16 protein-coding genes are annotated in these 22,178 nt (G+C 68.8%); 15 read left to right on the top strand and 1 reads right to left on the bottom strand.

Annotated features, from left to right (window positions below):
• The first annotated feature begins 2 nt into the window (after positions 1-2).
• The 15 genes from gspD (at position 3) to OC534_RS06080 (ending at position 21,139) form a co-directional block, all read left to right on the top strand.
• Positions 3-2,204, top strand: a complete 2,202-nt coding sequence (gene gspD, locus OC534_RS06150; RefSeq protein ID WP_136003631.1) for a type II secretion system secretin GspD — start codon at positions 3-5, stop codon at positions 2,202-2,204.
• Positions 2,205-2,268: 64 nt separating this feature from the next.
• The gene (locus OC534_RS06145) at positions 2,269-3,123 is read left to right on the top strand and encodes a glycosyltransferase (RefSeq protein WP_136003633.1); all 855 of its coding nucleotides are present in this window, start codon (positions 2,269-2,271) and stop codon (positions 3,121-3,123) included.
• The gene (locus tag OC534_RS06140; protein WP_017356673.1) at positions 3,120-3,965 is read left to right on the top strand and encodes a glycosyltransferase family 2 protein; all 846 of its coding nucleotides are present in this window, start codon (positions 3,120-3,122) and stop codon (positions 3,963-3,965) included. The genes OC534_RS06145 and OC534_RS06140 overlap by 4 nt, the downstream gene beginning before the upstream one ends.
• Positions 3,966-4,076: 111 nt before the next feature.
• Positions 4,077-5,252: a nicotinate phosphoribosyltransferase gene (pncB, locus tag OC534_RS06135; protein WP_017356674.1), complete on the top strand. Its 1,176-nt coding sequence runs from the start codon at positions 4,077-4,079 to the stop codon at positions 5,250-5,252.
• A gap of 172 nt (positions 5,253-5,424) precedes the next feature.
• Positions 5,425-6,609, top strand: a complete 1,185-nt coding sequence (wecB, locus tag OC534_RS06130) for a UDP-N-acetylglucosamine 2-epimerase (non-hydrolyzing) (protein WP_017356675.1) — start codon at positions 5,425-5,427, stop codon at positions 6,607-6,609.
• Positions 6,606-8,822, top strand: a complete 2,217-nt coding sequence (locus tag OC534_RS06125; RefSeq protein WP_262071566.1) for a cellulose biosynthesis cyclic di-GMP-binding regulatory protein BcsB — start codon at positions 6,606-6,608, stop codon at positions 8,820-8,822. The genes wecB and OC534_RS06125 overlap by 4 nt, the downstream gene beginning before the upstream one ends.
• Before the next feature lie 6 nt (positions 8,823-8,828).
• Entirely contained in the window at positions 8,829-10,973 is a 2,145-nt protein-coding gene (locus OC534_RS06120; RefSeq protein WP_262071565.1) for a glycosyl transferase family protein, read from the top strand.
• The gene (locus OC534_RS06115; protein ID WP_136003640.1) at positions 10,970-13,789 is read left to right on the top strand and encodes a hypothetical protein; all 2,820 of its coding nucleotides are present in this window, start codon (positions 10,970-10,972) and stop codon (positions 13,787-13,789) included. The genes OC534_RS06120 and OC534_RS06115 overlap by 4 nt, the downstream gene beginning before the upstream one ends.
• Before the next feature lie 20 nt (positions 13,790-13,809).
• Positions 13,810-14,847 carry a twin-arginine translocation pathway signal gene (locus OC534_RS06110; protein WP_136003642.1) on the top strand — a complete coding sequence of 346 codons (1,038 nt, stop codon included), beginning with the start codon at positions 13,810-13,812 and terminating at the stop codon, positions 14,845-14,847.
• A gap of 4 nt (positions 14,848-14,851) precedes the next feature.
• Positions 14,852-15,976 carry a cell division protein FtsQ gene (locus OC534_RS06105; RefSeq protein ID WP_168355608.1) on the top strand — a complete coding sequence of 375 codons (1,125 nt, stop codon included), beginning with the start codon at positions 14,852-14,854 and terminating at the stop codon, positions 15,974-15,976.
• Positions 15,977-15,989: 13 nt separating this feature from the next.
• Complete coding sequence (locus tag OC534_RS06100; protein WP_017357449.1) at positions 15,990-17,570, top strand: MBOAT family O-acyltransferase; 1,581 nt, start codon at positions 15,990-15,992, stop codon at positions 17,568-17,570.
• Between the two features lie 13 nt (positions 17,571-17,583).
• Positions 17,584-17,814, top strand: coding sequence for a phosphopantetheine-binding protein (locus OC534_RS06095; RefSeq protein ID WP_017357450.1), 231 nt, complete (start codon positions 17,584-17,586; stop codon positions 17,812-17,814).
• A gap of 29 nt (positions 17,815-17,843) precedes the next feature.
• Positions 17,844-19,319 (top strand): AMP-binding protein, encoded by a 1,476-nt coding sequence (locus OC534_RS06090; protein WP_262071564.1) that lies wholly within the window; start codon positions 17,844-17,846, stop codon positions 19,317-19,319.
• Positions 19,316-20,002: an alginate O-acetyltransferase AlgF gene (locus OC534_RS06085; RefSeq protein ID WP_136003646.1), complete on the top strand. Its 687-nt coding sequence runs from the start codon at positions 19,316-19,318 to the stop codon at positions 20,000-20,002. Before OC534_RS06090 ends, OC534_RS06085 begins: the two co-directional genes overlap by 4 nt.
• A gap of 3 nt (positions 20,003-20,005) precedes the next feature.
• On the top strand, positions 20,006-21,139 hold the full coding sequence (locus OC534_RS06080) for an acyl-CoA dehydrogenase family protein (RefSeq protein ID WP_136003648.1): 1,134 nt from the start codon (positions 20,006-20,008) through the stop codon (positions 21,137-21,139).
• 6 nt (positions 21,140-21,145) lie between these two features.
• On the opposite strand, the gene OC534_RS06075 is transcribed toward OC534_RS06080, so the two are convergent.
• On the bottom strand, positions 21,146-22,162 hold the full coding sequence (locus tag OC534_RS06075) for a DUF4434 domain-containing protein (RefSeq protein WP_262071563.1): 1,017 nt from the start codon (positions 22,160-22,162) through the stop codon (positions 21,146-21,148).
• Positions 22,163-22,178: the final 16 nt, after the last annotated feature.

Here is a 22,178-nt window from a genome sequence, read left to right as displayed (position 1 = left end):
GCATGACACTGCGTCTTTTCCCGATTTCCTTTGCCGTGGCCCTGCTGGTGGGCTGCGCCACCGTGCCTGCTCCCGAGGTGCGTCGCGACGCCGTGCTGGACGGGCCGCACCAGGTGGTGGCCGGCGACGGCTCGCGCGAGGGCGTGGCCACCGAAGGCCTGGAGGCCGGCGCACCGCAGGCGGTGATCCGCCGCGGCACCGGCACCATGATCAACCGCAGCGCCGCTGCGGCGCCGCAGCCGGCGCTCTCGCAGGCCGGCAGCGGGCAGGCGACCTTCAACTTTGAAGGCGAATCGGTGCATGCCGTGGTCAAGGCCATCCTGGGCGACATGCTCGGGCAGAACTACGTGATCGCGCCGGGCGTGCAGGGCACCGTGACGCTGGCCACGCCCAAGCCGGTGTCGTCGGCGCAGGCGCTGAACCTGCTGGAAATGGTGCTGGGCTGGAACAACGCGCGCATGGTCTACAGCGGCGGCCGGTACAACATCGTGCCCGCCGACCAGGCGCTCGCCGGCACGGTCGCGCCGAGCACCGCCCCGGCCGCCAGCGCGCGTGGCTTCGAGGTGCGCGTGGTGCCGCTGCAGTTCATTTCCGCCACGGAGATGAAGAAGGTCCTGGAGCCGTATGCGCGGCCCAACGCGATCGTCAACGTCGACAGCGGGCGCAACGTGATCACCCTCGGCGGTACCCGCAACGAACTGGAAAACTACCTGCGCACGGTGGAGATCTTCGACGTCGACTGGTTGTCGGGCATGTCGGTGGGCGTGTTCCCGATCCAGTCGGGCAAGGCCGAGCAGGTCGCTGCGGATCTGGAAAAGGTGTTCGGCGAAGAGAGCAAAACCCCCAGCGCGGGCATGTTCCGCTTCCTGCCGCTGGAAAACGCCAACGCGGTGCTGGTGATCACCCCACAGGCACGTTACCTGGATCAGATCCAGCAGTGGCTGGACCGCATCGACACCGCCGGCGGCAGCGCCCGCCTGTTCTCCTACGAGCTGCGCTACGTCAAAGCCAAGGACCTGGCCGAGCGCCTGGCCGAGGCGTTCGCCAGCGAGAACGGCCGCGGCCGTGGCAGCAGCAGCGCCTCGCTGGCGCCGGGGGGCTCGCAGATGGAGGTCGGCAGCCGCGACCTGGGCGGCAACACCAACAACATCAGTACCACCGGCAGCGGCAACGGCAACAGCCGTGGCGGGTTGGGCGAGGGCAGCATGAGCCTGCCGCAGCGGCAGGCAGGCAACGCCAGCTTCAACCTGGAAGTGCAGGGCGACAGCGTCGGCGTGTCGGCGGTGGAGGAAACCAACACCCTGCTGGTGCGGTCCACGCCGCAGGCCTGGCGCTCCATCCGCGAGGTGATCGAAAAGCTCGACGTGATGCCGATGCAGGTGCACATCGAGGCGCAGGTGGCCGAAGTGTCGCTCACCGGCGACCTCAGCTACGGCGTCAACTGGTTCTTCGAGCAGGCCGTGGCCACCGGCAAGACCGAAAGCGGCGTCGACCTGCCCAGCGCCTTGGGCCGCTCGATCTGGGGCAGCATTTCCGGGGTCGTCGGCGATGGAGGCGTGGGCTGGACCTTCCTTGGCAAGAACGCGGCCGCCGTGGTCACCGCGCTGGACAAGGTCAGCAACCTGCGCCTTCTGCAGACCCCCTCCATCTTCGTCCGCAACAATGCCGAGGCGACGCTCAACGTCGGCACCCAGATCCCGATCAACTCGGTCTCGGTCAACACCGGCGTGGGCGGCGACAACACTTACAGCCAGGTGCAGTACCTGGACACGGGCGTGATCCTCAAGGTGCGCCCGCGCATCACCCGCGATGGCGTGGTGTTCCTGGACATCGTGCAGGAGGTCAGCTCGGCCGGCGCGATTCCCGCCGGCTGCGATCCGACCAAGACCACCTGCAACCCGCCGATCAATACCCGCAAGATCTCCACCGAGGCGGCCGTGCAGAGCGGCGATACCATCATGCTGGCCGGACTGATCACCAACTCCGACGAGGATGGCAGCAACGGCGTGCCGGGGCTGAGCAAGATCCCGGTGCTGGGTGCGCTGTTCGGCAGGAAGACCCAGAACAGCGGTCGCTCGGAAGTGATCGTACTGCTCACCCCGACGATCGTGCGCAACGCGCAGGAGTCGCGCAACCTGACCGACGAATACAGCAGCCGCTTCCGTGCGATGGAGCCGTTCCCGAACCACCCGAAGAAGAACTGACGCGCCCCCCGCGCTGCCTGTTACGCTGCGCGCATCCGGCACCCACCACAGACAGGGGGAAGCGATGGGGACGATCGTGTTGCTGCCGATCGGCGTCGACGACACCGCCCTGGACCAGTGCCTGGGCGCCCTGGAGACCGGCACCGCTGCCGGTACGGCGGTGTGGCTGGCCGACGACGGGCAGGCCGGGCCCCGGGCGCAGGCGGTGATCGAGCACTGGCTGGTGCAGACCCGGCTGCGTGCCGAATACACCCGGCGCGCGCGCAGCATCGGCGAGGTGGCGCACCTGGATGAGATGCTGCAGGCCTGTGCCGGTGCCGATGTGGTGGTGCTGGCGCCCGATGCGATCCCCGCGCCGGGCTGGTTGCAGCAACTGGAGGCCTGTTTCGCGCACGATCCATCGATCGGCTCGGCCACGCCGTGGTGCAATGCCGGTGAAACCGCCGCCTGGCCACGGCTGGGTGAAATCAATCCGGTCCCGGAGGCGCTCGATGCCGTGGCCCATGCCTGCGCGGCATTGCCGCCAGTGCACCCCGAACTGCCCTCGGCGGTGACCCACGCGGTGCTGCTGCGCGGCAACGCGCGGCGCAGGGCGGGGGGCCTGGACGCGCACAGCTACGGCTCCTGGAATGCGGCGCTGATCGACCTGAGCCTGCGCATGGCCGGGCTGGGCTGGCGCAATGCGCTGTGCGAAACCGCGTTCGTCGCGCGGGCAGACGAGGGCCGTGCGCACGACGGGGACATGGACGCGCTGGGCACGCGCTGGCCTGGCTGGCGGCCACGGCTTGCCGCCTTTCTGATGGGCGATCCGCTGCGCCAGGCACGCCAGGCGCTGCAGCAGAGCTACCAGCAGGCGATAATGCCACGTGCACAGGGTGACCTGTTCGCGCCGCCCGCCGCACCGGAGTTTCCCGCTTGAGCCACGCCATCGCCGCCATCATTGTCAGCTACCAGAGCGGCAGCACCCTCGATGCCTGCCTGACCCGGCTGCGCGCCGCCCACGATGTCGCCGAGATCCGCGTGGTCGACAACGGCTCGACCGACGCGACCCTGGACATCGTGCAGCGCCACGCCACGGCCGATGCGCGGGTACGCTTCATCGCCAATCCGGACAACCCCGGGTTTGCGGCCGCCAACAACCAGGGCGTGGCCGACTGCCAGGCGCCGTGGTTGGCCTTCATCAACCCGGACCTGCTGGTCGTGCCGGACACACTGTCGCGGCTGTGCGCCCGCGCCGCCGAACTGGGCGACTGTCTGCTCGGGGTGGAGCAGGTGGACGAGGACGGTCGCCGCGACGACGCGGTACGCCGCCGCGATCCGGATTTCGCCGCGATGCTGCGCAATCCCGGCCGTGGCGCGCGCCTGGCGATTCCGGCCGATCCGGCGCAGACACTGCAGGTCGTGCCGGCGCTGTCCGGTGCGCTGCTGCTGATGCCACGGAGTCTGTTCGACCGCCTTGGCGGGTGGGATGCCGGTTACCGCCTGCATGCCGAAGACCTGGACCTGTGCCGCCGCGCCCGCGATGCCGGGGCGGTGGTGGCCATTGCCAACGATCTGCAGGTCACCCACGTCCGTGGCGTCTCCAGCCGCTCGCGGCCGTTCTTCGTCGAATGGCACAAGCACCGCGGACTGTGGCGTTACTTCCGCAAGTTCGAGGCGCCGCGCCGCAACCTGCTGGTGCAGGGCGCGGTATGGACAGCGATCTGGGCCCACGCGGCGGCGCAGGTGCCGCGTCTGCTGCGGGCACGACGCCCGGCCTGAGGCCGCACCGAGATGAACGCGTGGTCAAGCACGGCCGCGCCCGGGCGGCGGTGAACGCCACGCCCGGCGCATACTTTACCGGCGCACCTTCCGAACGCGCGTGGATTCCGCATGATCATCCAGTCCCTGCTCGACACCGACCTGTACAAATTCACCATGATGCAGGCGGTGCTGCACCAGCATCCCGGCGCCCAGGTGCAGTACCGGTTCAAATGCCGCACGCCGGGTATCGACCTGGCGCAGTACATCGATCAGATCAACGACGAGATCGACCACCTGTGCCGCCTGCGTTTCACCGCCGAAGAGCTGGACTACGTACGCGGCCTGCGCTTCGTCAAGCCGGACTTCGCCGACTTTCTCGGGTTGTTCCACCTGGACCGCAAGTACATCGGTCTGCGCGCATCGGACACCGTTCCCGGCGAGATCGAGCTGGACATCACCGGCCCGTGGCTGCACACCATCCTGTTCGAAGTACCGCTGCTGGCGATCATCAACGAGGTCTGGTTCCGCAATACCAGCACGCCCGACTTCGCCGAAGGCGAGCGGCGGCTGCAGGCCAAGACCGCACTGCTGCGCGATACGCCCGGCTTCGAGCTGTGCCGCATTGCCGACTACGGCAGCCGCCGCCGCTACTCGCGCGCGTGGCACGCGCGCATGCTGCCGATGATGCGTGATGCGTTGGGCGCCCAGTTCGTGGGCACCAGCAACGTGCATTTCGCCCGCCTGTACGGCATGACGCCGCACGGCACGATGGCGCACGAGTACCTGCAGGCGTTCCAGGCATTGGGGCCGCGCCTGCGCGATTCGCAGGTGGCGGCGCTGGAATCGTGGGCACGCGAGTACCGTGGCGACCTCGGCATCGCCCTGTCGGACGTGGTCGGACTGGAGGCCTTCCTGCGCGATTTCGACATGTACTTCTGCAAGCTGTTCGATGGCGTGCGCCACGATTCGGGCGATCCGTTCGCCTGGGGCGACCGCATGCTCGCGCACTTCAACGCACGTCGTGTCGACCCGCGCAGCAAAGTGCTGGTGTTCAGCGACGGGCTCAACATCGAAAAGGTGATGCAGCTGTTCGACTATTTCCGCGGGCGCTGCCAGGTGGCGTTCGGCGTGGGCACGCACCTCACCAACGACCTCGGTCCGACGCCCCTCAACATCGTCATCAAGATGGTCCGCTGCAACGGCCAGCCGGTGGCAAAACTCAGCGACTCGCCCGGCAAGAGCATGTGCGACGACCCCGGCTACCTGGCCTATCTGCGCCAGGTGTTCGAACTTTCACCTGAGTAACGCGCCCACAGAGAGACAATCACATTCGGGTGGCGACACAAAGTGACGTACAGCGTCACATTGGATGTCGAAATGTGATACGCATCACGTTGAGCTGGCTAGGAAGCCCCACTTGGCCTACGATTTGCGTGATGGACGTCACACATCGTTAGTCAGCACATGGAGCGGTCAGGTGAAGGTTCTCTCTGTCTTTGGTACTCGCCCTGAAGCCATCAAGATGGGCCCCCTGGTCCGCGCGCTGGAAGCAGCGCCGGGAATCCACTCCGTGGTCTGCATCACCGGACAGCACCGGGCGATGCTTGATCAGGTGATGTCGCTGTTCGACATCCAACCCGATCACGACCTCGACGTCATGGTCGCCAACCAGACGCTCAACGGCTTGTGCGGCCGGTTGTTCGCCAAGCTCGATGCGCTCTACGAGCAGGTGCAGCCCGACCGCGTTCTGGTGCATGGCGACACCAGCACCGCAATGACCGCTGCGCTGGCCGCCTTCCATCGGCGCATCCCGGTCGGGCATGTCGAAGCCGGGCTGCGCACCGGCAACCTCGATCAGCCCTGGCCCGAGGAAATGAACCGCCGCGTCATCGACGTGGTCGCCGATCATCTGTTCGCCCCTACTGCCAGCTCCCGCTACAACCTGGAGCAGGAGAATCTCGGGGGCCGCATCACCATCACCGGCAACACCGTGATCGACGCGCTGGAACAGACCGTGGACCGCATCGATCGCGACGCGCCGCTGCGCGCGGGTCTGGATGCCGCGTTCCCGTTCCTCACCCCGGGTCGCAAGCTGCTGCTGGTCACCGGGCACCGCCGCGAAAGCTTCGGCGACGGCTTTGCCAACATCTGCCGCGCGCTGGCCGAGCTGGCCCGTCGCCCGGATCTGGAAATCGTTTATCCGGTCCACCTCAATCCGAACGTGCAGGGCCCGGTGCACCAGCACCTCGGCGGCCTGGACAATGTGCACCTGATCCCGCCGCAGGATTACCTGCACTTCGTCCGCCTGATGCAGCGCGCGCATGTGGTGCTCACCGACTCGGGCGGTGTGCAGGAAGAAGCGCCGGCGCTCGGCCGTCCGGTGCTGGTGATGCGCGATGTCACCGAACGCCCTGAAGCCGTGCAGGCCGGGGTGGTCAAGCTGGTCGGCACCGACGCGGCGCGCATCGTTGCCGAGGTTGGCGCCGCCTGCGATGCCGCACCGACCCCTGCGCGGTTCCGCCCCGATGCCAGCCCTTACGGCGACGGCCGTGCATCCGCGCGCATCGTCGCCGCGCTGCGCGGCGTGCCCTTTGACGAGTTCGTGCCCGGCCGTGCGGTCGACGCTCTGTCCACTCCCTTCCTGACTGAAGCCACCTCATGACCAAGACCAACCGTAGTACCGCACGCTTCTCCAAGGTATTGCCGCTGGCCCTGGTCCTGATCTGTCCCCTGCCGACGGCGCTGGCTGCCGACAGTGTGGCCGGCCAGTTCACCGAGTGGGCCGGCGACAGCACGGTCAGCCGCAGCATGACCCTCCGCGACCTGGGCTTCACCCAGCCGGTGGTGCTGAGCGGGCAGGAGAGCCAGCGCGAGATCTACCTGCCGGTGCCCGCCGGGGTGGAGACCCGCGAGGCGCAGCTGCAGCTCGATGCCCGCTACGTGCGCGGCCATACCGGGCGTACCTCCAGTCTGCTGTCGGTTGATGGCGACCCGGTCTCGGCGCGCTCGATCACCGACGCGCAGGGCGACGCCAGCCAGTTGATCGGCATCGACGGCTTCGCCCGTCCCAGCGGCTTCGTCCGCTTCGGCGTGGGCTGGTGGTCCGTGGTGTCCGACTACCAGTGCGCCGACCAGAGCGCGCCGGCCAACGTGTTGCGGCTGTCGCCGGACACGCGCTTCAGCTATCGCTTCGATGGCCGCCAGATCGACACCGTGGCCAAGGCATGGGGCGCGTTGCCGGCCCGGGTCCGCCTGCTGGTCGATGGCCGCGCGCTCGGCGTGGAAAGCTACGACGCGGCCTGGCGCGTGGGCACTGCACTGGAAAATGGCGGCAAGCGCGTGGACGTGGTGGGCCTGCCGGCCGTGGGCGGCACGGTGGACCTGCGCGGGCTGGTGATCCCGGCCAGCCTGGCCGGCATTCCCGCGTATGCCGCCCTTGCCGATGGCAGCGCCACCCACCGGATCGGCAGTCTGGCCGAAGTCGGCGCGCTGCTGTCGCTGGCCGACGGTCCGCTCGCGCCGGACGTGGCGGTGACCAGCGACCCGCTGCGTGCCGCCGTGCGCGCCGCGCTGGATGCGCTGGCGACCGAGGTCGCTGCGGCGTCGCCCGATGCGGCAGTGGCATTCACCCAGTGGCGCCGCGCCGACATGGCCGGCCTGGAAACCGCCCCGGGGACCGCGTCGGTGCAGGTGGCGATGGTCGGCGGGCGTCCGACCCTGCTGGTCGCGGTGGGGGCCGGCGCCAAGGTGGCCGGCCTGCTGACCGAACAGTGGCGCGCCTATGCGCTGGGCCGTTCGCTGCAGGTGGAGCAGGCGCTGCTGCCGCAGGCCGACAAGGACGTGGTGCTGCTCAGCCGCCTCGGAGCGATGGCCGGCACCCAGGACATCGTCACGCGCGGTGACCGCATTGCCACGTTCGATCTGGGCGCACTGTCCAGCGAAGGCCGTCTGCCCAGCGAAGTGGTGCTCGACGTGTCTGCCGCGCCGAACCCGGCCGGGCAGGGCGCGGTAGCGTCCATCTTCTTCAACGACTACCTGCTCGGCGCCAAGGTGCTGGCCAACGACGGCAAGCCGCAACGCCTGGTCGCCACCGTGCCCAGCTACGCGCTGGCCGCCCGCAATCAGGTAAAAATCAGCTTCCTGCGCCAACCGGCGCGGCCGTACTGCCATGACCCGGCCACCGGCTATCCGGTGTCGGTGCTGCCCAGCAGCCACCTGCGCCTGGCCGACCGCAGCATGGCGCCGGACTTCGTCGGCGCCGCCGCGCAGCTCGCCGGCAAGCACGACGTGTTCGTACCGGCGACCTGGCTGCAGGATGCGCCGGCCTCGCTGGCCAAGGTGATCCACATCGCCAGCGCCGCCGGCGCCTCGCCGACCCACGCGGTGCTCAAGGTCAGTGACGCCAAGGCGTCCATCGCGCCGACCGGTGCCTACCTGAGCTTTGCGCTGGCCCCGCAGGACGTGGCGTCCAGCGGCGCGGTGCGCGATGGCCACCTGGTGATCGCCGGCACCGGCAAGCAGGTGCTGCTGGATGTGGCCGGGCTGGACCAGTCGGCGCTGGTGGAAGTCGTCGGCAGCGGCGACAGGACCGGGGTGATCTACCGCGAGCTCGGCGCGCATGCGCCGCAGATCGGCGAACCGTTCCGGCTGATCCGCGGCAACATCGCGCTGCTGGACGGGCGTGGCGTGGTCCAGGACTTCGATGGCCAGGACCCGACCGGTGCCAACGTCGCCAAGCAGGGCAATCCCGAACCGGTCTGGCAGCAGCACATGGTGTGGCTGCTGGTGCTGGTGGGCGTGGTGGTGTTCATGCTGCTGGCCGCGCGCGTTGCGCAGGTCCGTCGTCGCCGCAAGTCCGCCTCGACCGGTCACTGATTCGCCGTGGACGGCCTGCACTGGGATATCTACCTGGCCAACTACTACGCCGGACTGGAAACGGTCGCGGCGGCGGTGGCCGTGTTGATCCTGATTTCCAGCCTGGACGACCTGTTCATCGATGTCTGGTATTGGGTGCGCGAAACCTGGCGCACCCTGACAGTGAAGAAGCGCCGCGAATACCGGCCGCTGACCCAGCAGGACCTGCTGCAGCGGCCGGAACAGCCGCTGGCGATCATGGTGCCGGCCTGGGCCGAGTACGACGTGATCGCGCAGATGGTCGAGAACATGATCGACGTGCTCGACTACCGCGAGTACATCGTCTTCGTGGGCACCTATCCCAACGATGCCGAAACCATCGCCGAAGTGGAGCGCATGCGCCGCCGCTACAAGCGGCTGCGTCGCGTCGAAGTGCCGCATCCGGGGCCGACCAGCAAGGCCGACTGCCTGAACTGGCTGATCCTGTCGATCTTCGACTACGAGAAGCGCCACGGCATCGAGTTTGCCGGGGTGATCCTGCACGACAGCGAGGACGTGCTGCACCCGATGGAGCTGCGCTTCTTCAACTACCTGCTGCCGCGCAAGGACATGATCCAGTTGCCGGTGACCTCGCTGGACCGCGAGTGGTACGAGCTGATCGCCGGCGTGTACATGGACGAGTTCGCCGAATGGCACGCCAAGGACCTGGTGGTGCGCGAGAGCGTTTCCGGCATGGTGCCCTCGGCCGGCGTCGGCACGTGTTTCTCGCGCAAGGCACTGCTGGCACTGAGCGAGGCCACCAACAACCAGCCGTTCAACACTGACAGCCTGACCGAGGATTACGACGTCGGCGCGCGACTGGCGGCGATGGGCATGCATTCCATCTTCGCGCGCTTCCCGGTGCAGTTCCGCGTGCGCCGTCCGTCGTGGTTTGGCTGGGGTCCGGTGCGCGAGCGCACCCAGGGCATGGCGCTGTGCGTGCGTGAGTACTTCCCCGACAACTTCCGCGCGTCCTACCGGCAGAAGGCGCGCTGGGTGCTGGGCATCGGCCTGCAGAGCTGGGAAATGCTGGGCTGGCGCGGCTCGCTGGCGACCAAATACCTGCTCGCGCGCGATCGCAAGGGCATTGTCACGTCCTTCGTCAGCATCATTGCCTACGTGATCTTCCTGCAGTTGCTGCTGTTCTGGGTGCTCAAGGTCAGCGGCCTGTGGAACACCCAGTTCCCCACCATCTTCCAGGCCGGCACCTGGCAGATGAACGTGGCGCTGCTGACCACCGCCGCACTGGCCACGCGCGTGGTGCAGCGCTTCTATTTCGTCAACAAGCTGTACGGCTGGGAACATGCGCTGATGTCGATCCCGCGCATGGTGGTCGGCAACATGATCAACTTCATGGCCACCGCCCGCGCGTGGCGGATGTTCCTGCTGTACCTGCTGTTCGGCAAGCGCATGGTATGGGACAAGACCATGCACGATTTCCCCAGCGCCTCGCAGCTTGTGCAGACCCGCAAACGCCTGGGCGAGCTGCTCACCACCTGGCAGGCGGTCGAGCCGGAACGGCTGGAAGAAGCGTTGCAGCAGCAGGAGGGCGGGCGTCAGCAGCCGCTCGGCCGCATTCTGGTCTCGCAGGGGTGGTTGGATGATGAAACGCTGGCCGAAGCCATCGCCTTCCAGGGTGACCTGCCGCGGGCGGTGATCGACGTGGCGTACCTGCAGAGCGGGCAGTTCCCGCTGCCGGTGGACGCATGCGTGCAGTGGCGGCTGCTGCCGCTGCCCTCGGACACGCCCGACGAACTGTCGGTGGCGGTCGCCAACCCGTTGTCCGAGGCCGAACAGGCGCAACTGCTGAAGGGGCTGCCGGCCACCTCGGTGGTGCAGTCGATCGCCCGCGAAAGCGAGATCAATGCCGGCCTGCGCCTGATCAGTGGCGAGACCTACCGCATCGACGCGGTGCCGCTGCTCGGCGACCTGCTGGTGGAAATGCGCCTGATCCCGCGCGACCAGTTCGAGCGCGTGCTGGACGAGTACAAGCCGCAGCGCGACGGCCGCATCGGCGACTATCTGGTCAAACATGGCGTGGCCACCGAAGCGGCCATCGCCACCGCCGTGCGCGAGCAGCACCGCCGCTCGGGCCTTCCCCAGTACAGTGCCAGCGGAGAGCTGAAGGCATGAGAACCACGCTGCTTTCGAGCATGATCGCGCTGAGCCTGCTCGGGCTGGGTTGCGCCAGCGCGCAGGCGCAGGAACCGCTGCCGCTGTCCGGCAACGCCTACCGCATTGCCGAGCAGGCGTTCGGTGCCTACGAGCGCGGTGACTATCCGCAGGCCTACCGCACGGCCACCGAGGCGGCGCGCCTGCGCCCCGACGTGGTCCGCCTGCGCCTGCTGCAGATCTACGCCGCGCAGAAACTCGGCCGCCCCGACGAGGCACGCCGCCTGGCCCAGCGGGCCATCGCCGATGGCCTGCGCGACCCGGCGCTGCCCGGTCTGGCCGCTGCGGCGCCAGCGCGCGGTGCCTCCACCAGCGGCGGCCGCCCGTCCGCTGCCGCCCGGCCAAGCGCGTCCGAACAGGCGTACCAGCGTGCCTTCGCGCTGGCCACGCAGGCGTACGAGGCCTACAACAACGACCGCATGGATGAAGCGGCCAGCAAGGCCGAGCAGGCCTTCCGCCAGCAGCCGCAGCAGGGCGCCTGGGCGACCCTGTGGGTGGCGTCGCTGGAAGCGCAGCAGCAGTTGGAACAGGCCGATGCGGCGGCGGCGATGGCCATCCAGTTGGGCGCGCCCAATGTCGGCGACCTGCAGGCCAAGCGTGTCGCGCTGGGGCGCCAGCGCGCGGTCAAGCCGGCGCAGGAAGGCTACCAGGCGCTGATCGCGCAGGATTTCAACGCGGCCACCGGCTATGCCCGGGAGGCCGTTGCGCGTGCGCCGGACGTGGCATCCCACCGGCTGCTGCTGATGACCGCGCAACTGCTCGACGAGCAGTTGCCTGCGGCCGAGCGCACCGCCGACCAGGCGCTGGAAAACGACAGCGAAGATACCGTGGCACTGGTCATGCGCGCATACCTGCGCCAGCGCCAGGGCAAGACCGAGGCGGCCAATGCCGACTTCGATGCGGCCTTGCAGCAGGACTGGCTGGACGACCAGCAGCGGCGCAATGTGCGACTGCTCGCCACCGATGCCGCCATCGCGGCCGGTGACCGCGCGCGCGCGGCGGCGCTGCTGCAGCCGCTGCAGCAGGACACCTATGCCGACCTGGATGGCGATGCGCGCCAGGTCCTCGAGGCTGCTGTGGCGCAGCGTGCCAAGACGCTGCGCCATGCCGGGAGCGGCAAGGAACTCACCCTGGCCGATTACCCTGCACCGTTCCAGCAGTGCCGCGACACGCCCTACGGCACGCAGTGCGAACTGATGCCGGCCGACCTGCAGGGCGAAGGCGGCCCCGCGCAGCGTGCCTACGCGGCGTTCGGCCGGCAGGACTACCAGGAAGCGATCCGCCAGGCACAGCGCGCAGTGGAGGAGGATCCGCAGAACCCGACACTGCAGTCGCTGCTGACCACCACGCTGTCGGCCGGTGATCGCGCCCAAGCGGCACAGGCCCGTGAGCGGCTGGATACGGCGTTGGCAGCCAGGCCCGCCGATGCCGGTCTGCTGATGCAGCGCGGCTACCTCAACCAGCGCGTCGGCCAGCCCGACCAGGCGCTGGCCGATTTCCGCGCGGCCCAGGCCACCGGCAAGGCACCGCCGACCGTGGTGCTGGACCAGGCCTACGCCAGTGCCGCCAGTGGCGACAACCGCCAGGCCGTGAGCCTGCTGCGCGGCGCCATCGACAGCGCCGACGCGGGGACGCTGAAGCTGGACAAAAGCCAGCGCTACAACACCCGCAGCTCGATCGCCAATCTCTCGCGCGAATGGGGCATCACCGCCTCGGCCGGCTACCGCGGTGCCCGCCAGGCCGCCACCAATCTGGGCGGCGCGGCCATCAGCACGCCCGGCGATTCGGTGTTCGGTACGCTGGAAGCGTTCTGGCGTCCGCCGGCGTTGAACACCCGCCACGGGACGCTGGAGGCGTATGCGCGCATCGCCAACACGCTGTACGACGAAGGCGGGACCTACGAGTCGATCCTGGCTGTGGACCCCTGCACGGGCGTGGCGACCGAAGACGCACGCGCGCGTGCCGAACGCCTCAGCCGGTCGCGCTCCATTGCCGGCTGGCCGTCCACCATCGCCTCGTTCGGCGTCCGCTACGCCTTCGGCCAGACCGGCCTGAGCGCCGGCATCGAGCGCCGCCAGTTCATCGGCACGGCCACCCGCAACGGCGGCGTCTACCCGGATTCGGCGGCGATCCAGTGCCGTATCCAGCTGGAATCCAGCCAGCCGCTGCAGATGACCACCGCCGCGCGCTACCGGCTCAGCGACAACGCCGGCGGCTGGATGTCCTACCTGACCTACGGCTTCTACAACGGCACCGGCGTGCGCACCGACGTCAATCAGTGGTGGACCATCAGCGGCTATGCCCAGGCCGGCTTCAGCTGGGATGACAACCGTGCGCATTTCACCGTCGACCGCATCGACATGAACGGTGACACGATGGCGCGCCTGACCGACTCCGACGGCCGCCTGCGCCGCCAGCAGTGGTTTGGCGCGGCCGAGCTGCGTGCCGGACGCAGCTACCGTTTCGGCGCCGACCAGACCCGCTGGGTGATCAATCCCTACCTGGTGGTCGGTGCGGACTGGATCGATCAGCGTTCCAAGGTGCGCGGCATCGCCTATCCGTTGATCGGCGCGCAGTCCTTCGACCTGTCCGACACCGCCAGCAGCTGGTCGCTGGGTGCCGGGCCGGGCGTGGGCGTGCGCTACTGGTTCCGCGAAGACCACTACAACGCGGCGCGCTCGTACCTCGATCTGGGCGTGCAGTACCGCTTTGCCATTGGCGGCGGCGACACCCAGCGGGCCAAGGGCCTGTTCGCCACCGCCACGCTCTACTACTGACCATCGAAAAGGAATCGACGATGACCCGACCCCATCGCCCCACGCCGCCGCTCCGTTCGGCGCTGCTGCTGCCGGCCGCCTTGTGCGCCACGTTGCTGGCAACGGCCCCGGCAGTTGCCCAGGCGCCGGCCGCAGCGCCGGCCCCCGCCGCGGCCAACCAGGATTCCTCGATCGTGCTGATCGGCAAGGACGGCTGGTTGTTCCCGGCCTGGGGCAGCCTGACCGACGTGGATGCGCCGGCCATCGCCCGCAACACTGCACTGATCGCCGATGCCAAGCGCGCCCTGGACGCCGCCGGCGTCAAACTGGAGGTGCTGGTGCTGCCGGACAAGGCGCTGTTCTACGAGGACAGGCTGCCCGACGGCAAACGGCTGGGGGATGCGGTGCGGGGGCGCTATGCGCTGGTGCACGACGGCCTGGAGAAGGCGGGCGTGCCGGCGGTGGACGCGCTGCAGGTGCTGCGCCAGACCAAGCAGGGCGGGCAGGACGTGTTCTACCGCAGCGATCAGCACTGGACCCAGGCCGCCGCCGATGCGGTGGCCGTGGCCGTGGCTGCCCAGGTGCGGCAGCAGGTGCCCACGCTCGCTGGCGAGGCCGGCACCGGCATGGCGCTGGGCAGCGAGATCAAGGAGCGCCGCTTCGGCGATCTGGCCGAGCTGTTCCTCACCGACGCACAGCGCAAGGCCATCGGTCGCGACACCTTCACCGTGCGACGCCAGTCCGACCAGCAGTCGCTGCTGGATGACGCGCCCGCGCCCGTGCACGTGACCGGACACAGCATGGTGCAGCCGTACTTCGGGTTCCCGCAGAAGCTGTCCAATGTGCTCGACCGGCCGGTGTCGGTGAACTGGAAGCCCGGCAACGTGGGTCACTGGGTGATGCTGCTGGAGTACCTGGAATCGCCCGAGTTCAAGCAGCACAAGCCGCAGGTGCTGGTATGGCAGATGTTCGAGCCCTCCTACGTGCAGGGCCCGGACGCGCGTGGCCAGTGGGACAACGCCTCGATCATGACGCCGCAGCAGTGGCAGGCGCGCCTGCTCAAAGCCCTGGGACAGTGATCCGATGAGTGCCCGCCCCGGCGCACCCGCGCCCCTGCCACCGGCCGCGCCGGCCCGTGCGCACATCGCCACCGCTGTGGTGGTGATCGTGCTGCTCGTGTTCGGCCTGGCGTCCGGCGCCTGGATGCTGGCCCACGCCAGACTGCCGGCGGCCTCACTGGCGCCGGCGCGCTGGGCCGATGGCGAAGCCGGACGCGCGATCAACGACGCGCTGAAGCTGCCCATACAGGCGCAGGCCGATCTGGCCAGTGCCGCCGTGCGCTACCGCTTTCTGGGCGACACCGGTCCGCAGGTGGCGATGGGCTGCCCGGACTGGCTGTTCTACCGCGATGGGCTGCGCCCGCCGGCCGGTACAGGCGATGCCGTCTTCGCCCAGCGTACGCGCCTGATGCAGCACTGGTCGCAGCAGCTCAAGGCGCAGGGCGTGCAACTGCTGGTGGTGGTGGTGCCGGACAAATCGCGGATTGAGGCGTCCCACACCTGCGGCCTGCGCCATTCCGCGCCGATGCGCGCGCGCTTGGGGCAGTGGCAGCAGGCGCTCGCCGCCGCCGGCGTGCCGTCCACCGACCTGCTGCCGGTGCTGCAGGGCGCATCCGAACCGGTGTTCTTCCGCACCGACGTGCACATGAACCGGATCGGCGCGCAGCGCGCCGCCGATGCGGTCGCCGCGTCCGCCCTGCCGTTGCTGGGCGGTCGCGGACAGCAGGCGTTCGAGGTGGGCGCCCCGGGCCCGGCCCAGCCGCGTATGGGCGACCTCATCGTGCTGGCCGGGCTGGAGCATGCGCCGCCACGCTGGCGGCCGGCACTGGACCGCGAGCCTGTGCAGGTGATCGAACCGCTGCGCAGCGGTGGACTGCTCGATGACACCCCGCCGGTGGAGGTGCTGCTGCTGGGCAGTTCCAACGGCCGCCGCAGCCTGTTCGCCGAACGCCTCGGCAACGCGCTGGGGCGTGAAGTGTGGAACCAGAGCCTGGATGGCGGCCAGTTCTCCGGCGCATTGCTGGCCGCGCTGCCGCAGCGGGCGCAATGGCCGTCCAGCCTGAAACTGGTGATCTGGGAATACTCCGAAATGGCCCTGTCCTTGCCGTTGACCGACGGTGAGCAGGCGACGCTGGCCGAGATCGACTGAGCGCCGAACGACGATGCTTTTCAACTCCTTCCTGTTCCTGCTGGTGTTCCTTCCGATCGCACTGGGCATCCACTATCTGCTCGGTGCCTGGAAGCCGCGGATGGCCGCGCTGTGGTTGTGCGTGGCCTCGATCGTGTTCTACGGCTGGTGGAACCCGCAGTTCGTGGTGCTGCTGGCCGGCTCCATCGTATTCAACTATCTGGTCAGCCTGGCGATCCTGTCACTGGCCACGCGCCCGCGCCTGCAGGTGCTGGTCACCGCGCTGGGCGTGGCGGCCGACCTGTTGCTGCTGTTCCACTACAAGTATTTCGCGGCGATGGTGAATTTCGTCGGCGAGATGGGCTTCAACGTCGGGCCGATGGACGCGTTGATCCTGCCGCTGGGCATCTCCTTCTTCACCTTCACCCAGATCGGTTATCTGCTCGACTGTCGCGCCGGCGTGGTCAACGACCGCAGCCCGCTCAGCTATGTGCTGTTTGTGACCTTCTTCCCGCATCTGATCGCCGGCCCGATCCTCCACCACAAGGAGATGATGCCGCAGTTCAGCAAGCGCGAGACCTACCGCTTCCAGGCCGACAACCTGTCGGTGGGCGGCATGCTGTTTGTGATCGGCCTGGCCAAAAAGGTGCTGCTGGCCGACACCATCGCCCCGTATGCCGACGCCGGATTCGCCGAGACCGGCAGCGTGCAGTTCTGGGGCGCGTGGGCCACGGCGCTGAGCTACGCACTGCAGCTGTATTTCGACTTCTCCGGTTACTCGGACATGGCGCTCGGCCTGGCGCGCATGTTCGGCATCCGCTTCCCGCTCAACTTCAATTCGCCGTACAAGGCGACCAGCGTGATCGACTTCTGGGCGCGCTGGCACATGACGCTGACCCGCTACATCACCGCCTACCTGTACTACCCGGTGGCGATGGCGGTGACCCGTTGGCGCACCCGCCACGGCCGCCCGACCGGCCCCACCGCGGTAGCCTCGGCCGGTGGCTTCCTGTCGATGATCGTGCTGCCCACGGTATGGGCAATGGGCCTGGCGGGCATCTGGCACGGCGCCGGCCTGCAGTTCCTGATCTTCGGCCTGCTGCATGCGGGCTACCTGGCGATCAACCACGCCTGGCGCGTGTTCGTCGGCGGGCGCACGCCGGTGGCGCTGCGCAAGGTGAGCAGGCTGCAGCACGTGGGCTACCTGCTGCTGACCTTCGGCGCGGTCCTGGTGGCGCAGGCGTTCTTCCGCGCCGACGGCGTGGGTGATGCCTGGCAGCTGGTGCAGGGCATGGCCGGCGTGCGGGGCTGGGAAGCGCTCGAGAGCGTTTCCCATGCGGCCGGACTGGGCCTGGCCGACGGTGCGCGCCTGCTGATCGGGCATCACCTGCAGTTCGTGTATATCGTGGTGCTGCTGGCAATCGTGTGGGGCACCCCCAACGCACACCAGATCATGGGCGTGTACTCGCCTTCGCTGGCCAAGCCGAATCCGGCGCCGCGTGCGTGGATGCGCTGGCAGCCCACCCTGCGGTGGCTGCTGGTGATGCTGGTTCTGCTCGGGTTGTGCCTGATGAGCCTGCACAAAGAATCGCGTTTCCTCTACTTCCAGTTCTGACAAGGTGAACCACATGGATATCCAGACCCTCCAGACCCAGCTGATCGACATCGTCGAGTCGGTGATCGGCACCCGCGTGCAGCCCGACGAGTACATGGAGTCGCTGTTCGACTCCATGTCCAAGGTGCAGCTGATGGTCGAGGTCAAGGACCGCCTGGGTGTCACCCTGCCGGTCGATGAGATCGACGCGCTGGTCGATTCGGTGCAGGTGCTGGCCGACTACGTGGCCGCGCACCAGCGCTGAGCCGCCCACCTTCCGCAGGAGCCGACCGCATGCGATTCGATTTCGACCACGGCCGCTTCGTCGATCACGCGCACGCCCCGCACGCGGCGGCCCTGCACGATGCCGACGGGGTGATGGACTGGGCGGAGCTGGAGAGGGCCACCCAGGCCTGGATGACCCGGGCGCAGGCGGCCGGTGTGCTGCCCGGGCATGCCCTGGTGATTTCCGGCCACAAGCAGGCCGCCTTCGTTGTGGCCATGCTCGGCTGCCTGCAGATGGGCGTGACCTACGTGCCGGTGGACACCATCAATCCGCCGGCGCGCCTGCAGCGCATCACCGGGCTGGTGCATGCCGTTGCGGTCTACGATGCGGCCGCCGATAGGTTCGGCCCCGGTGCTGCCGCGCCACGCGCGCTGACCGTGCCGGGGCTGGCCTATATCATGTTCACCTCCGGCAGCACCGGTGATCCGAAGGGCGTGCAGATCGGCCGCGACAGCGTGGCGCTGTTCACCGGCTGGATCCGGGACTGCCTGGCGTTGGGGGAGGCACCGGCGTTCCTCAACCAGATGCTCTTCAGCTTCGATTTCTCGTTGTTCGATCTGTGCGGCGCGCTGGGTCTCGGCGGCTGCTGCGTACTCTGTCCGCGTGAGGTGATCGCCGACAGCGAACGCTTTGTCGACCACCTGCGCCAGTCCGATGTCGCGGTGTGGGCCTCCACACCGTCGTTCGTTCGCCAGCAGATGCTCAACCCGCGTTTCACCGCCGCCCAGCTGCCGTCGCTGCGTGTGTTCGTGTTCGGCGCCGAGTCGCTGACCCCGCGCGTGGCCGAGGAACTGTGGGCGCGGTTCCCGCAGGCGCGCATCATCAACTCCTACGGCCCCACCGAGGCAACCTGTTCCACCACCTGGGTGGAGATCGATGCCGGGCTGCGCGCCGCCGCCCCCAATCCGTTCCCGATCGGCGTGGCCAAGCCGTATGCCGAAGTCTTCCTGGACGACGGCGAAATCTGCATGGCCGGCGACCACGTGATGCGGGGCTATCTCGACCGACCCGATCTCGATCAGGGCGTGCTGTTCGAACACAACGGCAAGCGTGCCTACCGCAGCGGCGACCTCGGCGATCTCGATGCGCAGGGCCGGGTGTACTTCCGCGGCCGCAAGGACGACCAGATCAAGCTCAACGGCTACCGCATCGAACTGGCCGAAGTGGATGCGGCACTGTCCACGCTGGAGGGCGTTGTTGCGGGTGCGGCGGTGGTGCTGCGCCGCCCCGACGGCAGCCTGGTGCGCATGATCGGTTTCGTCGAGCTCACCCAGCCGGGCGAAGGCGCGGTGCAGCCCTTGCCCGAGGCCCTGCAGGACTGGAAGGACCAGCTTGGCCGGCGCATGCCGCCTTACATGATCCCCTCCGAACTGATTGCCGTGGACGCGTTGCCCACCGGCGCCACCAACAAGGTCGATCGCAAACAACTGGAGCAGCGCTACGCATTGGCGCGGACGCTCCGCAGCCAGGAACCCAAACGATGAAGATGCCGCTGACCCTGCTCGCCGCCGCCCTGCTGGCGTGCTCCCCCGTGGCCGCGAACGCGCAGCAGGGCGCGCCGGAAGGCCGCCTTGCGCAGTTGTATGCGGCGCGACCGCCCGCCGGTTCGGCATTCGTGCGCGTGCTCAATCCCGGCGCGACCGCGCTGAAGGTTGCTGTCGGCAACGGTGCCGACCAGAGCATCGGCCCGGCCACGCGCGCCACGCGCTATGCGATCGTCGAAGGCGGCAAACCGTTCCCGGTCCGTGTGGCCGGCAAGCCGCGCACGCAGGGGCAGGTCGCCGCCGGCACCTTCACCACGCTGGTGCTGGACCCGGCGACGCCGTCGCGGCCGTTGGCCGTGCTGGCCGACGGCGGGGGCAGCAGCGATGCGCTCAAGGCGGAAATCCGCTTCTACAACCTGGCCACGGGCTGCGCGCAGGCGCGGCTGGCGATGGCCGACAAGGGGGCGGTGGTGTTCCCGGCGGTCGCCGCCGGCGCCAGCAGCGCGCGCGCCATCAATCCGGTCAAGGCGCGACTGGTCGCCGGCTGCGGCGGCAAGGACAGCCTGCCGGTGGCGCTGCCCTCGTTGCAGCCCGGCGACCACTACAGCCTGTTCCTGACCGGCAGCGCCAGTGCGCCTGTCCTGCAGGGCCAGCTCAGCGGGACCGATCCGGTGGGGCGCTGATCCATGCATGCGCGTTCCATTTTCCGCGATGACCACACCCTGTTCCGCGACCAGGTGCAGCGCTTCATCGAAGCGCATATCGCGCCGCACTACGCGCAATGGGAGCGCGACGGCATCACGCCGCGCGCGCTGTGGCGCGAGGCGGGCGAGGCCGGACTGCTCAACTGCCAATTGCCCGACCCGTATGGGGTGGGCGGTGATTACGGGCACGCCGCCTGTGTGATCGAGGAGCTGGCGCGCGCCAATTATCTGGGTATCGGCTTCTCGATCCACTCGGACATGGTCGCGCCGTATCTGATGCAGTACGGCAGCGATGCGCTGCGTGATGCGTGGTTGCCGGCGATGGCGCGTGGCGAGGCGATCGGCGCCATCGCGATGACCGAGCCCGGCGCCGGCAGCGATCTCAAAGCGATCCGCACCCGCGCCGAGCGCCGTGGCGACCACTACGTACTGAACGGCCAGAAGACCTGGATCACCAACGGCGCCCATGCCGATGTCGTGGTGGTGGTGGCGACGGTCGCGCCGGAACTGGGCGCGCGCGGGCTCACTCTGCTGTGCGTGGACGCGCATCTGCCCGGTATCACCCGCAGCGCGCCGATGGCCAAGATCGGCCAGCACGCGCAGGACACCACCGAGCTGTTCTTCCAGGACGTGGAAGTGCCGGTATCGCACCTGCTCGGCGAGGAACAGCGCGGGTTCGACTATCTCGGCGAACAGCTGGCGGCCGAACGCCTGGCGATCGCGCTGCGTGCGGCGGCATCGGCCGAGGGCATGCTGGCCGAAACGGTGGCCTACGTGCGCCAGCGCAAGGCCTTCGGCCGGTTCCTGATCGACCACCAGAACACCCGGTTCGTGCTCGCCGATGCGGCGGCACGGCTGGCGATGCTGCGCACGTTCCTGGACCAGTGTCTGGGCGAGCAGATGGAGGGGCGGCTGGACGCGACCCGCGCGGCGATGGCCAAGCTCAATGCCACCGAACTGCAGGGGCAGGTCCTGGACGATCTGCTGCAGTTGCACGGTGGCTACGGTTACAGCAGCGAATACGGTATCGGCCGCGCATGGGCCGACGCGCGCGCGCTGCGCATCTTTGGCGGCACCAGCGAAATCCTGCGCGAGATCATCGGGCGCGCGCTCTAGCGCGCGCTATGGCGCGCTGGTACGCCAGCGCCGGCGCAACGCCTGCGCGCGCGGGGTGTCCTGCGACAGCCACGGGTCCAGCGCGAAGGCGAACACGCCGGCCGCGCCGCTGCGCTCGGCCCACGCCAGCTGCTTGGCGATGCGGGCGGCGTCGGCGGTCTGTGCCTGGAAATGGCTGCCGTCGGCGGGCGAGCTGGCCAGTTCCTCGAACAGTTCCACCACCACGTCGAAGTCGACGTTGCGCGCGCGCAGCAGCGCCAGCAGCGGATCGACGCCGTCCAGGTTGTCCAGGCCAGCCACGCCGACGCCGTCCTGCACCATCGGCCGCAGCGGCGCCTGTTCCAGGATGCGGGTCCACAGCTGCGCCAGCGATCCGGTGGTGGGCAGCCGGCTGAAATACGTGGAAATGGCGGTGACGTGCGGCGTACCTGCTTTCGCCGCCGCGCTCAGCGCGGCCAGCCAGGTGCACAGCCGCTGCTGGCGGTCGTCCTGCGCCCAGTGGAACTGTTCCAGTTCGTAGGGCAGGTACCAGCCGGAAAAATTGGCCTGCCGCGCCCACGGCGCCCGTTGCAGGTAGCGGCGGGCGTGGTCCAGGGTGAGTGCGAGAAACGCATCCAGCGCGGCCGGATCTGCTGCCTGCAACGCCTTCCACCAGCCGCTGTGATACGGCAGCCCGACGCGCACCCGCAACCCTTCCGCCGCGGCGGTGGAAAAGATCAGCTGCATCACCGGATCGGGTACATCCCAGTCGGCGTCGCCGCCGCTGCCGTACAGCCCCGCCCACTGCACCACGATCTGGCGGCAGCCAAGCTGCCGGGCCAGCGCCATGTGCCGTTGCCAGTCCTGTGCGGTGAGGTCCAGGTGGCTGCGCCAGGGCTGGATGAAGCTGCCGTCGAAATGCGGCGGGGTCGAACACCCGGGCAAGGTCGCCAGTGCGGCGGCCGCAGGCGCGAGCAGCGCTGCGCGCAGCAGGCGCCGGCGCAGCGGGGACGACAGATCGGTGGGCTGGCGGACATCGGTCATGCACGCATCATCCCAG

This window comes from Stenotrophomonas sp. Marseille-Q5258 (genome assembly GCF_946900935.1).
GTDB lineage: Bacteria > Pseudomonadota > Gammaproteobacteria > Xanthomonadales > Xanthomonadaceae > Stenotrophomonas > Stenotrophomonas nematodicola.
This window is presented reverse-complemented; position numbering and strand designations above follow the sequence as displayed.

Bases quoted from the DNA above. Each gene is read 5' to 3' on its own strand.
- OC534_RS06115 (WP_136003640.1), top strand. From the start codon at position 10,970: ATGAGAACCACGCTGCTTTCGAGCATGATCGCGCTGAGCCTGCTCGGG.
- OC534_RS06145 (WP_136003633.1), top strand. From the start codon at position 2,269: ATGGGGACGATCGTGTTGCTGCCGATCGGCGTCGACGACACCGCCCTG.
- OC534_RS06090 (WP_262071564.1), top strand. From the start codon at position 17,844: ATGCGATTCGATTTCGACCACGGCCGCTTCGTCGATCACGCGCACGCC.
- gspD (WP_136003631.1), top strand. From the start codon at position 3: ATGACACTGCGTCTTTTCCCGATTTCCTTTGCCGTGGCCCTGCTGGTG.
- OC534_RS06100 (WP_017357449.1), top strand. From the start codon at position 15,990: ATGCTTTTCAACTCCTTCCTGTTCCTGCTGGTGTTCCTTCCGATCGCA.
- OC534_RS06125 (WP_262071566.1), top strand. From the start codon at position 6,606: ATGACCAAGACCAACCGTAGTACCGCACGCTTCTCCAAGGTATTGCCG.
- OC534_RS06085 (WP_136003646.1), top strand. From the start codon at position 19,316: ATGAAGATGCCGCTGACCCTGCTCGCCGCCGCCCTGCTGGCGTGCTCC.
- OC534_RS06105 (WP_168355608.1), top strand. From the start codon at position 14,852: ATGAGTGCCCGCCCCGGCGCACCCGCGCCCCTGCCACCGGCCGCGCCG.
- OC534_RS06095 (WP_017357450.1), top strand. From the start codon at position 17,584: ATGGATATCCAGACCCTCCAGACCCAGCTGATCGACATCGTCGAGTCG.
- OC534_RS06075 (WP_262071563.1), bottom strand. From the start codon at position 22,162: ATGACCGATGTCCGCCAGCCCACCGATCTGTCGTCCCCGCTGCGCCGG.
- OC534_RS06080 (WP_136003648.1), top strand. From the start codon at position 20,006: ATGCATGCGCGTTCCATTTTCCGCGATGACCACACCCTGTTCCGCGAC.
- pncB (WP_017356674.1), top strand. From the start codon at position 4,077: ATGATCATCCAGTCCCTGCTCGACACCGACCTGTACAAATTCACCATG.
- OC534_RS06110 (WP_136003642.1), top strand. From the start codon at position 13,810: ATGACCCGACCCCATCGCCCCACGCCGCCGCTCCGTTCGGCGCTGCTG.